Origin of the sequence: Corynebacterium sp. CCM 9204 (assembly GCF_041357695.1) — a bacterium.
Taxonomy (GTDB): Bacteria; Actinomycetota; Actinomycetes; order Mycobacteriales; family Mycobacteriaceae; genus Corynebacterium.
In genome coordinates this window covers 97,517-109,345 of sequence record NZ_JAUERX010000004.1, presented here as the reverse complement: position 1 = coordinate 109,345, position 11,829 = coordinate 97,517, and the positions used below count along the sequence as shown (strand labels likewise).

General features: G+C 57.9%; 12 protein-coding genes. 11 read left to right on the top strand and 1 reads right to left on the bottom strand.

What is annotated here, in order from left to right; translation table 11 throughout:
• The first annotated feature begins 81 nt into the window (after positions 1-81).
• The 6 genes from QWU43_RS09250 to QWU43_RS09225 all read left to right on the top strand — a co-directional run bounded on the left by QWU43_RS09250 (position 82) and on the right by QWU43_RS09225 (position 4,830).
• Positions 82-885: a GNAT family N-acetyltransferase gene (locus tag QWU43_RS09250; RefSeq protein ID WP_370917689.1), complete on the top strand. Its 804-nt coding sequence runs from the start codon at positions 82-84 to the stop codon at positions 883-885.
• A gap of 237 nt (positions 886-1,122) precedes the next feature.
• The gene (locus QWU43_RS09245) at positions 1,123-1,530 is read left to right on the top strand and encodes a hypothetical protein (protein ID WP_370917688.1); all 408 of its coding nucleotides are present in this window, start codon (positions 1,123-1,125) and stop codon (positions 1,528-1,530) included.
• Between the two features lie 674 nt (positions 1,531-2,204).
• The gene (locus QWU43_RS09240; protein ID WP_370917687.1) at positions 2,205-2,585 is read left to right on the top strand and encodes a hypothetical protein; all 381 of its coding nucleotides are present in this window, start codon (positions 2,205-2,207) and stop codon (positions 2,583-2,585) included.
• A gap of 23 nt (positions 2,586-2,608) precedes the next feature.
• Positions 2,609-2,785: a hypothetical protein gene (locus tag QWU43_RS09235; protein WP_370914774.1), complete on the top strand. Its 177-nt coding sequence runs from the start codon at positions 2,609-2,611 to the stop codon at positions 2,783-2,785.
• Between the two features lie 198 nt (positions 2,786-2,983).
• A complete protein-coding gene (locus QWU43_RS09230) occupies positions 2,984-3,529 on the top strand; it encodes a hypothetical protein (protein WP_370917686.1) in 546 nt (181 codons plus the stop codon).
• A gap of 731 nt (positions 3,530-4,260) precedes the next feature.
• Complete coding sequence (locus QWU43_RS09225) at positions 4,261-4,830, top strand: recombinase family protein (protein WP_198735170.1); 570 nt, start codon at positions 4,261-4,263, stop codon at positions 4,828-4,830.
• A gap of 491 nt (positions 4,831-5,321) precedes the next feature.
• Here QWU43_RS09225 and QWU43_RS09220 read toward each other — a convergent pair whose 3' ends face one another.
• Positions 5,322-5,687: a hypothetical protein gene (locus tag QWU43_RS09220; protein WP_370915823.1), complete on the bottom strand. Its 366-nt coding sequence runs from the start codon at positions 5,685-5,687 to the stop codon at positions 5,322-5,324.
• Positions 5,688-6,155: 468 nt separating this feature from the next.
• Between QWU43_RS09220 and QWU43_RS09215 the strand changes: the two genes are divergently transcribed.
• From QWU43_RS09215 to QWU43_RS09195, 5 genes are all read left to right on the top strand, one after another.
• Complete coding sequence (locus QWU43_RS09215; RefSeq protein WP_370917685.1) at positions 6,156-6,743, top strand: recombinase family protein; 588 nt, start codon at positions 6,156-6,158, stop codon at positions 6,741-6,743.
• 130 nt (positions 6,744-6,873) lie between these two features.
• Entirely contained in the window at positions 6,874-8,373 is a 1,500-nt protein-coding gene (locus QWU43_RS09210) for a replication initiation protein (RefSeq protein WP_370917684.1), read from the top strand.
• A 419-nt stretch (positions 8,374-8,792) separates the two neighbouring features.
• Positions 8,793-9,368 (top strand): ParA family protein, encoded by a 576-nt coding sequence (locus tag QWU43_RS09205; protein ID WP_267174095.1) that lies wholly within the window; start codon positions 8,793-8,795, stop codon positions 9,366-9,368.
• Between the two features lie 536 nt (positions 9,369-9,904).
• Positions 9,905-10,720 carry a hypothetical protein gene (locus tag QWU43_RS09200; RefSeq protein WP_370917683.1) on the top strand — a complete coding sequence of 272 codons (816 nt, stop codon included), beginning with the start codon at positions 9,905-9,907 and terminating at the stop codon, positions 10,718-10,720.
• Positions 10,717-11,745 carry a hypothetical protein gene (locus QWU43_RS09195; protein ID WP_370917682.1) on the top strand — a complete coding sequence of 343 codons (1,029 nt, stop codon included), beginning with the start codon at positions 10,717-10,719 and terminating at the stop codon, positions 11,743-11,745. Before QWU43_RS09200 ends, QWU43_RS09195 begins: the two co-directional genes overlap by 4 nt.
• Positions 11,746-11,829 lie beyond the last annotated feature (84 nt).

Genomic DNA, 11,829 nt, shown 5'->3' with positions numbered 1-11,829 from the left:
GAACTGGAACGGGTATTTCAACACCGGCGTGGGGCATGGAACCGCCAATCGCCGTCAATGATGGTGCTAGGCTCACGCCCCATGACAAGGGATGAGATGCTCGAACTCTACGACAATCAACTTCGTACCGAAGCTGAAGTCGCGGACGCGCCGGAGGTCACCAGGATAGGCCCTCTGTGGGTGGCCACGTATGTGCATCGCCACGCTTTCATCACCTACCGCTCCATCCCGCCGGAGGTGGATTTACCCGCATTGATTGAACTCGTCCGAGAGCATTTCACCGCCGACGGGCGCGTGGACAGTGTCGAGTGGAAAACACGGGAGCACGATGATCTGGAGGGGCTCGAGAATCTGCTGACATCAGGTGGCTTTCAGAAAAAGGAGCCTGAAACGGTGATGGCGGGACCCGCTGATGCGGTGATTGAGGCCGCGGGCCCACTCCCGGATGGATACAGTCTGGTCCAGGTGGGTTCCCCCACCGATATCCAGGGGGCCGAGTCGTTGGTCCAGCGTGTTTTCGGCGCGCCTGTCGAAGAGGCGCAACGCCTCACCGACCAACTGGTGTCGCGCTCTGTCAGTGATCCGGGCAGCTTTGAACTGTGGGTGGTGCGTGAACCTGGGGGCGGAACCGTGTGTACCGGGCGAACCGAGTTTGTGGCCGGTACTGAATTTGCCGGCCTGTGGGGTGGTGCCTGCGATGAGGGACATCGGGGTCGAGGTCTGTACCGCGCGCTCACCGCAGCACGGGCCTCCTCCGCGCAGCGCCGGGGTTACCGATATCTGCAGGCTGACTGCACGGAGGATTCACGTCCGATTCTGGAGAGGGCCGGGTTGATGAAGATCACGACAACCACTCCCTTCGTCTGGGAACGGAACAGAGACTGAAATACCCACTGTCCGGTCAGTGATTTGGTGATGGGGCCCGGCATAAGGACTTCCGTCACCGCCCCGCGATGAGACGGCGTTCCGGCACGCGTTGGTAACCGCGCATCGGTTGCGCACCGAGGGCAAACCGCTGAAGGACAGTTTGATCATTGATGCCTACGAGCGTGCCTACAAGGTTGCTCAGGCGGTTGGTGGGGATGGCCGTGAGGGGGCTCTATGCCTCCGGTGCGTGACCTCATGACGATGGCATGCCGTGTGCGGGGATACGTCGTGTCGGGTAAGACCTCCGCGAGTAAGGGGCAGTTCTCCACTCAGCGGCAGACCAGTGCAGGGCGTAAGGCGTTGGCGACGATGGGCCGCAGAGGGGCTGAAACGACCAATAAGCGGCGCTGGGCTGACCGGAGTCGCCCGGATACGCAGGCGGCGCTACAGCCCCTGAAAAAAGCCAATCAGAAGCGGCAGTGGAAAGGCGGTGCGCTCGAAGGACAGGTGCGCACGATGATCCTGCAGTGGCGTGTGGACCTTGACCGGGACCCCTCCACTAAGGAGATCGCGGCCGAGTTCGGGGTGCGTGAACGGCGGGTTAGACAGATTCGGCAGACCCTTGGGATGCAAGCTAGGCGCGGGCGTCTGAAGCGGAAATAAAACGGCAACGCCGTCAGCGGTATACGGTTCCCCCTCCGCTTTAGCGGAGGTTCTTTAGACCTAGACCCCAGATGCCTAGTGGGGCATGTGCGTGGCTTTTCCGGCGGGGCGGGCGTGGTTACGGATAGGGCGTGGTTTGTGGGGGCTGTGCCCCATTAACGCAACAACATAACAGTGTTGTTCTGTTGGTGTTGGTGTTGGTGTGGGTCTGGTGTGCGCGCTGTAGCTGTTTTCTAGTGCGTGACAGTGGTGGTTGTGAGGGGGCTACGCCTACGGGGTACCCCGTGTCGGCGATTGAGCGTGAGGACGGTATTACAGCGTTCGCTCTACACTCTCACCAGCGCCAGTGTGGCTGTCGCGTGACTGTGTGCCTGGGGGTAGCAGATTGCGAGGGGGTATCTTTATATACCCCCATTTAGCTAATCCTGTTGACGAAAAATTTTTGTCTGGTATAGATTGCCATAAGGGGATAGTCTTCCCAGTTGGACAGTTTGGTTAGTAATGCACGTATTCCCCCTGTGCATATTGTGAGATATTGACCCTTACCAGTAGGGGCAAGGAGAGATTTCAATGAGATTTACCCGGAAATCGTAGCGTCTTCCCTGACGCTCGTTCTGCCATTGGCGTTCGTTACCGCGCCAAACGCGGTTGCTGAGCCTCAGTCGGTTACAGGTGTGAATGCTTCGGACACGCTGCCTTTCGTTTCTGAACAGGATGCAGCCGACTACCTGCATCTCATCGAGTCCATCCCGGACGAAGTCATCACGCAGGGTGATGAAGCGGTCGCCGAATGGCTTGCAGTGCGAACTGCTGCCATGCCGCGAGCAAGCTTCTGGGGGTGTGCCTGGGCGCTTGCTACTGTTGCAATTCCGGCAGCTAAGATCCTGAAAATGAGGAAAGCAATCAAGGCGCTGGGCGGTGCTCGGAAGGCGGCGCAACGACTGGGTGAGCTCGGCTGGAGCGTCGAGGCTGCGCGCCATGCCGGTGGCGCGGTTTGGACTCTGGTCGAAGTTATTTCTGGTGTCGCTGATGTCAGGTCCCAATGCTTTGAGTAAAGAAGAATTCAGGAAGGAGATTTGTGAACCGTCTTTCTAAAAACCAGAAATTTTATCTGTTTCTTGCCTTCATGCTTGTCGTGGCCATAATTGAAGCAGTATTATGGTTTTCCGGATACCGGCTTGTGGCCGGTACGGTCGGCGCAGTGATGATCACGTATCTTCTGTGGGATGTTGGTAAGGAACAAAAATCGTCGTAAAAGGTAAGGCCCCCAGGTTTTGATTTTCCTGGGGGCCTTACTCATTCTGTGTAGGTGTAGTAGCGGGTGTGATGATAGGGGTATTATTCCGTACTTCGTGCAACTGTTGAGCACACCTGGTGGTTGTTGCATTAGACGATCAGCACCGAAAATCTTGCTAACCAGGAGATTATCGCCGACCCAACGTACTCGAGCTTTGTGTCAAACCTTGAGGATGCTGCAGATGGCGGTGATGCTGTCGCGGCTGAGAACCTTAAGGCACTCTCGGAGCTAACTGTTGAAGAAAAGCAACGTCTTGCCGAGTACCTTAAAGGGGGATTTGAATCTGAGTTTGACAATTCCGTTTCAGAAGAACAGGGGGATGTGAGGGTCACGACGTCCCGGGAGCGTTCTAGCTGGGGGACGTCTACCAAATACATCAGTGTCCGCACCTACGTCACCTTCATCAATGTCAAAGTTATGGAGACGCAGGTGACTGGGATTTACGAGGTCGGTAATGGTCGAGTTAATCGCGTTCTCGCCCATACGTGTAATGTCACTCGGAACTATGATCTCTTTTCTCAGGTCACTACCGAGAAGACCGGTTCGTATGTCTCTGGTAACCAGGCCAGTTTCCTGTGTAATGTGACTGTTAAGCGTGGTGCCCCCACTCCCTGGGGTCCGATCTCCTGGAGTACACGCAGTGCAACGCAATTTGCAGTCGGCAATAGTCGCGGTCATGTTGTCAATTCCGGCTGGATGTAATAGGCTACCGCACCTTCTCTAGCTACGTTTCTATGCAGCGTCTAGGTAAAACCACTTCGGTTTTACCTAGACGCTGCTCTTTTTGATGTGAATGCCGCTTAATTACGGTGTATATTTCTTCTGCTGAGCGCCTGTTTTTGTGGTTCACGGTCTCGCCAGAGCAGATACCCTATGGGGCCTGCAACTGGAATATAAAGCACGATGAGTCCAAAGATGATTGTGTGCTTCAGGTCTCGGCGATCGCGAAGGAGAATTACAAAAACTATGAGGTGCATGGCGATGATAATTAGTGCTAAAACAGCCATGATTCCATCGTTCACTGAATATACTAGTGGTGATGCCCTGTCTAAGTGCATGCTGGTGTACCTCCTGATTATGGTGGAGGGGGGTGCTAATCATCCATAGTAGTGACATGCACTTATGTATGTGTGGCGATTGTAAAAGTAGATGCACCAACCACTGCTGAGGATGACGACCGATCTTCACTCCCGGACTTTTCCTGCTGGTCATTGGGGGTAGTGATTGGTCTGGCGCTGTGGCTGACCTGATCGACGGGGTGCGGCTGTGGTGGCCGTGCGTTTGACGATCGTTTATGACACACCAGGTTGCACATCGGTACCGGAGCGTGCCATTGCAGGTCGCGTTGTCTCAGAACACTGTGTCAGAATCAAGGTGTCACTAGACTTGTCCGCGACGAGTTTCGGACACCTGGGCACACGAAAGCGGGTTCTATGGGTGAAGTATTCGGGTATGCCCGAGTATCAACAGCGGATCAGGATGCGAGTCTGCAACGCGATGCGCTGAGCCGGCACGGCTGTAGCGAGATCTTCACCGATGTCGGGTCCGGGTCCCGGGCGCATCGCCCAGAGCTGGACCGGTTATGGGGCAAGCTACGTTCCGGGGACACGGTGGTGGTGTGGCGATTGGACCGGCTGGGTCGGTCAGTCCCGCACCTGATTGATCAGTTGGAGGATCTACAGACCCGCGGGGTTGGGTTTGTCTCGTTGCAGGAGACGATTGATACGACGACGCCGGGCGGCCGGTTGGTGTTCCATGTGTTCTCGGCGTTGGCGCAGTTCGAGCGTGACCTGGTGATAGAGCGCACCACTGCCGGCTTAGCTGCTGCCAGGGCGCGGGGGCGGGTTGGGGGCCGCCCACGAAAGCTCACCGCACAGCAGACCGCCACCGCCCGCTCACTGTATGAGGCGAAGACGATGACGGTGACAGAGATCGGGAGAGTGCTCGGGGTCAGTCGCTCGACGATCTACCGGGCACTTGAGAGCAATAACGTGGCGGACTGAAGCTGAGGTTGTTCCGCACCTTCTAAGTCATATCAGATCAGGCGACGGGTGGAATCTTGTCACGACCATAGAGCCAACCGTCAGGAAAACCCATCACCACAGTATTTCCACCTTGGTCGACGTCGTTCTGAAGCCTCTTTGCGGTCGCAATATCCCAAGCGGCCCCTACGCAAGTAGGTTCAAAGGACTCCCAATCTTCTTCTATGGGCCACAGCAGGCCCATCAAGACCAGCCAAATCACTTTCCTTGACTCGCCGTCACTGTTTGCAGTATGCAAAGAAGTGTAGATTGGCTCGCTCTGTAGATGGTGATATTTTATCCAACGGTCGGGGTGTGAAGTAGATTTTTCTGATATGTTACTATCAGTTGTAACACACAGAACATATCCGGAGAAACGATTCTCGGGATCATCATAATACGTGGAATAAAAGACGTGGGCTACATCTGAAGACCTTTTTATTCGAGGTTTTCTGACATTGTTTGATCTCTTCCTAGTGGACACGGCAGTCAAGTTTTTTCTGCGGTGGCTTCACAGTGGCGTAGTAGGTCTTCCCATTATAAACGATTGTCCCTTGAACTGAGCCCCACAGAAGAGTGTTTACCGCCGTGCCATCACACTTTTCCTCGAGCTTTTTCTGTAAGAGGCTGGAAGAGTTGGTGTTGCTTACATCATTTTCGGCTGCTTGATTCCACTTAGTGTTGTCATCGAAGCCGGGTTCAGCGGGTTCCAGGTCTTCCCGGCCGGGAGCGGGTGTCGCTGCAGCCTCGGCGGCGTTGTCGATCGCCTCTTGTTCTGCATTGGCTCGCGCGGCGGCCGAGTCTTCGGACTCGGTGGTGACGCTGGGCTGTGCTGCCACGGTGGGGTTCAGTGTTGATCCCAGCCCTAAGGCCAGAACAGCCGCGAGTAGCGGTCTGAGTACTTTGTGTCGCATTGATTCCTCTTGGTGGTGAGTGCATGGGGAGAAGCGTCAGGTGTGGCGGGTTCAATGAGTGCAAAACCGCCGAAACATGTGCAGTTCACTAAGAACTGTTGTTGAGTGAACCATGGTTTTTTCCCGGGCTACAAGAGCGGGGGTGGGTGGCTGGCGTGCCTCAACAGGGATAACGCGAGCGTGGCGTAGTGACTGTCACAGGGGCGAACGTCGCTAACGACTGTCGAGTGAAGCGGCTTCTTGCTGTCGGTGATCGTCTGACGCACGCTCCGCAGCCGCGCGGGGATCGGTGGCCACGCCAGCACGGACGCGTGCAGTAGTCTATTGCGCTAATGTATTGCACCTACCTACCTTATCGGCAACCACGGGGCGTTCTTAGGAGAATGTCAAAGTGTGCTGATCGGCTACGCGCGTTGTTCCACCGACAAGCAGGATCTGCGAGCACAGAAGCAGCAATTGCGGGCTCTCGGGATCGAGGATGCGCGGATATACGTCGATCACGGATATACGGGCCGTAATCGTGAGCGGCCGGGGCTGAAAGAAGCGCTCGCCGCGACCCGGGCGGGGGACACCCTTGTGGTGACGAAGCTGGATCGGTTGGCGCGGTCGGTGGCTGACGCCGCCGAGATTGCCCGCGAGCTTCAAGGCCGGGAGGCCCGGCTACAGATGGGCACGACGGTCTACGATCCGGCCGATCCTTTCGGGCGGATGTTTTTCAATCTCACTGCGACGTTCGCGGAGTTTGAGGCCGACCTGATCAGTCAGCGGACCCGGGAAGGGCTTGCTATCGCCCGGGAGAAAGGTCGCCTCCGGGGGCGGTCGAGCAAGTTCACGCCTGCGCAGCAGCGGCACATCGGCGGGCTCATCGACGGCGGCGAGCACACGCAGGCCGAGATCGCGGCACTGATGGGGGTCGCCCCCTCCACTATCAGCAGGTTTGCGAAGAAGTGGCGGGCGCAGGCCGCCGCGGAGGGAACCTGACGTGCGGTGAGGCGCGTTAGCCGGTGATCATCGGGTACGCTTACCCGTATAAATGAAAGAGCGCCACACTGGCGGGAACCGGTGTGACGCTCGCTTACCCCCCGATCTGCAGTCGGGAGAAAGCTTGCCCATGACTCTAGCAGCAGATGGCAACCTGCGCACAACCCCGGGTGGTGTCCACACCCGCCCCACTGGTCACAGTGCTGCGCTGGCTGCAGCCGTCGATCTGGTCACCGAGCAACTGGGCGCGGCCCCGGCGCTGCGGTCGGCTGGATGGACCCGCGAGGACGCCGCGCACCTGATCGGGCATCTCGGCCGCCACACGATCCCCGGTAGCCGCGGCCGCGATTTCTCCCGGGCATTCGTCACCAAGAAAGACGGCAGCAAAGCACCCAGGGCGTACCGCGTGGACTCCGCTGGGCTGGCCGCCTGCCAATACGCGATGCTCACACACAAGCAACGCGCAGCGGTGATCGTGATGGACATCGATACCCCGGGCCGTCCCGGGGAAAGCCTCGATGCGCTGGCGACGGTGACACGCAGATCACTCGAACAGCTCGCCGCGCGCGGGGCAGGCCCGGCGTGGATCGGCGTCAACCCCTCATCGGGGAAAAGCCAGGCGATCTGGCTGATTGATCCGGTCTACAGGGCCGATGGACACAGCAGCTCCAACTGGCGACTGTTGGAACAAACCATGCGGGAACTGGAGATTGCCCTGCGAGGTGACGTGCACTTTTCCCACGGGTGGTCCCGCTGGCCGCTCTACACTGGACCCGACGCTCTCGCCTACCGGTGGCACGCCCAGCACCGGCGCGTAGACCGGCTAGCAACGCTGATTCAGGAGGTACGGGCGATGACCGGACGGACGAAACCGGCTCCGGCGACAAAGCCTGCGGAACGGCAGTTCTCGTCGGGGTGGGAGCGGATCGCGGCCGCGCAGGCCGCCGCGGATGAAGCGCGGATGATCGCCGCGCTCGATGAGGGCCTACCGAGTGCCGCCGACGCTGCGGCTGACCTGATCGACGGGGTGCGGGTGCGGTGGTCGGCTCCTGGACGAGCGGCACGCGATGAGACCGCGTTCCGGCACGCGCTGGCGACCGCGCACCGGCTGCGCACCGAGGGCAAACCGATGAAGGACACGTTGATCATCGATGCCTACGAGCGCGCCTACAAGGTCGCCCAGGCGGTCGGCGGGGATGGCCGCGAGGAGGCTATGCCTCCGGCGCGTGACCGTCTGACGATGGCGCGCCGTGTGCGGGGATACGTCGTGTCGGGTAAGACGTCTGCGAGTAAGGGGCAGTGCTCCACCCAGCGGCAGACCAGCGCGGGGCGTAAAGCGCTGGCGACGATGGGCCGTAGAGGCGGCAAGAACTCCGCTGCACGCAGGTGGGCTAACCCTGAGCAGCCTATCGCCCAGGCGGCGCTACAGCCCCTGAAAAAAGCCAACCAAAAACGGAAAGCTGCTGGAAACGCTACTCGTGCGCGTGTACTTGCCGTCGCTACACAATCGATTGCTGAAACTGGTCGGGCACCATCCGGAGCTGAGATAGGACGCGATTTAGGGATTACGCGTAAGACAGCATGCCAGTATCTACGAGAGCTACGAACTCTGGGTTTACTACCTGAATGATGTAACTTGCCGTAAGCGGTATACGGTTCCCCTCCGCTCTAGCGGAGTTTCTTTAGACCTAGCCCCCTACACACCTAGAAGCACTCGGTACGCAAGCTAGGCGCGGGCTGCTGAAGCGGAAATTAAATGGTTCACGCCGTAAGCGGTACCGGTCCCCCTCCGCCTCAGCGGATGATGTCTCGTCCCAGAATCCTTCTGATGCCTGTCTCTCCGTGGAGCGGTGCGACATAAACAGGTCTCTCCGGTTCCGCTGAAGCAGGGAAGCGGGGAGAGCCCTAAGCGGCTTGTGCTGCGGATGTTCTAATTTGCATCGTGCTGCCGCGCCAGTCCTCGGACTGGCTTGCCCCGTAGTTGCTTTCTCCCGAATGTTTTGCGTGATGCATTCTCATGTTAGGGAGTGGTTACGTTAGAATGCGGTTATGTTATGGGGAGTTGTGCATACTAAGGGCGGCGTGGGCAAGACCACGACCTCGCTCTATCTGGCGTTGGCGGCGCATCGTCGTGGAGTACCTGTGAGATTGGTTGATGCTGATCCGCAAGCCTCGGCGACGATGTGGGCTAGCGCAGCGGTTAGGGCGGGCGATCCACTTCCATTTGCGGTGGAACCATACAGTGGGGCGCCGCGGGCAAAGTCTGGCGAGCTGATCCTCATTGATACTCCGCCGGGGCAAGCTGATGTTCTCCAGGAAGTTCTTGACTGCGTGGACGTTGCGATCGTTCCTACTGCTGCATCGCCAATGGATCTGGAACGGGTATGGCCGACGTTGGAGGTGACAAGCCATCTTCCCACTGTGGTGTTGCTGACGCAGATCAACACTCGGGCACGGCTGGTTGCCGAGCTACGTGAGCTGTTTGAAGAACAAGGAGTACCGGTCGCGGAGAATTTCATTCGACACAAAGAGGCGTTCAAACAGGCTTGGGGTACTACTCCTGCTGATCTTGCAGGCTATGGCGAGGTTTATGACGAGATAAGTGAGGCACTGAAATGGCACTGAAAGACACGATGAGGACGGAAAAAGGTGAGAAAAAAGCGGCGGTCGCCGATACCTTTGTAGCTCCTGGAAAACCTGAACCGGGAAAGCGTACAACGGTATACCTTCCGGTCGACGTTCACCGCGCTGCCCGGTTATACACGGTTGGCAACGGCATGAGTCTTAGCGGACTGGTTGAACGCCTACTAGTCGAGCATCTTGAGTCTGAGGGCGTCGCTATTGGAGATAGGCCATAGAGAAGCGATAACGGTATAACTTAACAGCGTTACAACATAAAGACCCCTAGGCATCTAATGCGTCTAGGGGTCTTTATGTTGCGATGCTAATTGGATCTGCTCCGTGCCTATTATGCCCTCTGGCCACTTTGGACCATTGTTACATAACAACATAACAACGGTGGAAAATAAAAACACTATTACCACTTATGGTATAGCGGTATAACGCAAAAGTGTGATCCTGTTCAAGTGCGGTAACATGATTATGTTATCTGGTTTGTTTTGGGAAATATTGGCTGTGAGCTCTGGAAAGGTGCTGTAACCATGAAAGTAAATAGGGTAGCAATCGTGTTGGTGGTGCTGGTGGTTGCGATAATCATCGCTGTCTACTTTGTCAGTAGGGGCAAAAACGGTGATGGGAAAGAAACAGGGAGTGTCGAGAGTTCAACTTTGGCTATCCCCGGACCTGATGAGTTTGATCCGGAGCAGCGGCACTTCCCCCGCGAGTTCTTTGACGATAGTCAGTACCAGGTCGGCAAATATGCAGCCGATCCTGGTGGCCGTCCGGTCTATATGCCGCATGCTGTCAACGGTGAACCGTTCGGCGAGTTTCAGCCACGCGAGGAGATGGACTGTTCCCTCCCGGGCGTCGTGAACGCGCAGCAGCAGTACGTGCACGGCCGGTTCATGCTCGTCTCTGAACACGACGGGCCGACGAACTTCGATCACCTCGTACCAACCGGCTACGCGCACTCCGCGGTCGGCGCAGCCGTCGCAGCCAGCAACGCCGCGACAATGGCTATTGGCTTTTATGACCAGCTCGCTCTCGATTACTGGCGAGACTACATCGACACCTCGGAAACAGAAGCTCGCCTCAAACTTGGTGTGAAAACAGCTGGTCCTGATGTCCCGGCTTTCCCCGGCATGAGCGGGTTCAAGATTGAGGCGTGCAGCAGCAATATCGTCGTTGCTCACCTGGCATATAAGAATGTCGGCAGCGAAAGCTGGATCGTTTTCCGACTGCCGATGAGGTGGGCCAACGGAATGTGGGAAATGATCGGCAATGATCTCGACGCTAAGCGTACTGAGCAGCCGACGATCTACAGTCTCGATGGGTGGGTCAAGGTGAATGCCCAGTGAGCACTATCAATCGGTCACTGGCGGCGTTTGCCGCTGTAGTCATGGCCCTGCTGATCGCCGTCTCACCCGCGCTCGCCGAGGACTCCGCCCCGGTCAAGAACGGGGAGAAGTTCGCAGCAACGATGGAGAGCTGCGAGGAGTTCATAGGGAAAGCAGACGCGTTCATCCAAGGCGAAGATATTGCTAACAAGGGTGGATTAGCAGGGAATATAACCAAAGGGCTCCGTTACGTTGAATGCGGTGCACTTGCTGCTGCTGCGCATCCGGTGGATGCCGCGAAGGGTGCCAAAGACAAGGTATCGGGATTCTGGAATGACCCGATCGGTAAGTTCACCCGCGCCCTGATGGAGGGCAACACCGAGACCATGCAGTCGGTGATGACGTTCTGGATGTCGTACTCATCAACGAGTCTCGGGGGCACAGACGTCGGCGAGAACATCGAAGGTGTGCGCAACATCGTCCTCGCGGTCGCCGGGTTCGCGTTGATCGCGTCGTTCATCGTCGGCGGTGCGCGGCTTGCGGCTTCGCGTCGGTCTGGACTCCAGGACGGCCTGGAGGACATGGGCGAGGTGATCGGCCGCTGGCTGATTTTCTCCGCGTGTATCCCGGTGATCGTGCCCGGGGCGTTGATGGCTAGTGACATCGTCGCCGATGAGATCATGAAGCAGTTCGGGGCGACGAGTCCAGAGACGTTCGTCAACCTGACGAGCCTGGAAGGCACGCCCTATGGACCTGTGGTGATGCTGCTGCTGGCCGGTATCAGTCTCGCCGGGTCGGTGATGCAGCTTGTCGCCCTCGTTGTTCGTGTCTTGGTCCTGCCGCTGGCGGTTGGTCTTGCGCCGCTGTTCGCGGCGTTGAGCTTCACCGACACTGGCCGCAACGGTCTGAACCATCTGGTGGCGTACATGATCGCGGCGATCGCGTTCAAGCCGGTCTCGGCGTTGCTGTATGCGGTCGTGTTGTGGAACGTCAGTCGAACGGGCACCGACGGCTCTCTCGGGGGGGATCGACACGGCGGTGATTAACGCGCTGATGATTGGTCTTGCCGGGTTTGTTGCCCCTGCGCTGGTGCGCTCGATCGTGCCTGCAGTGGCGCAGCCGGTGGCGGT

Bases quoted from the DNA above. Each gene is read 5' to 3' on its own strand.
- QWU43_RS09250 (WP_370917689.1), top strand. From the start codon at position 82: ATGACAAGGGATGAGATGCTCGAACTCTACGACAATCAACTTCGTACC.
- QWU43_RS09200 (WP_370917683.1), top strand. From the start codon at position 9,905: ATGAAAGTAAATAGGGTAGCAATCGTGTTGGTGGTGCTGGTGGTTGCG.
- QWU43_RS09210 (WP_370917684.1), top strand. From the start codon at position 6,874: ATGACTCTAGCAGCAGATGGCAACCTGCGCACAACCCCGGGTGGTGTC.
- QWU43_RS09225 (WP_198735170.1), top strand. From the start codon at position 4,261: ATGGGTGAAGTATTCGGGTATGCCCGAGTATCAACAGCGGATCAGGAT.
- QWU43_RS09245 (WP_370917688.1), top strand. From the start codon at position 1,123: ATGACGATGGCATGCCGTGTGCGGGGATACGTCGTGTCGGGTAAGACC.
- QWU43_RS09205 (WP_267174095.1), top strand. From the start codon at position 8,793: ATGTTATGGGGAGTTGTGCATACTAAGGGCGGCGTGGGCAAGACCACG.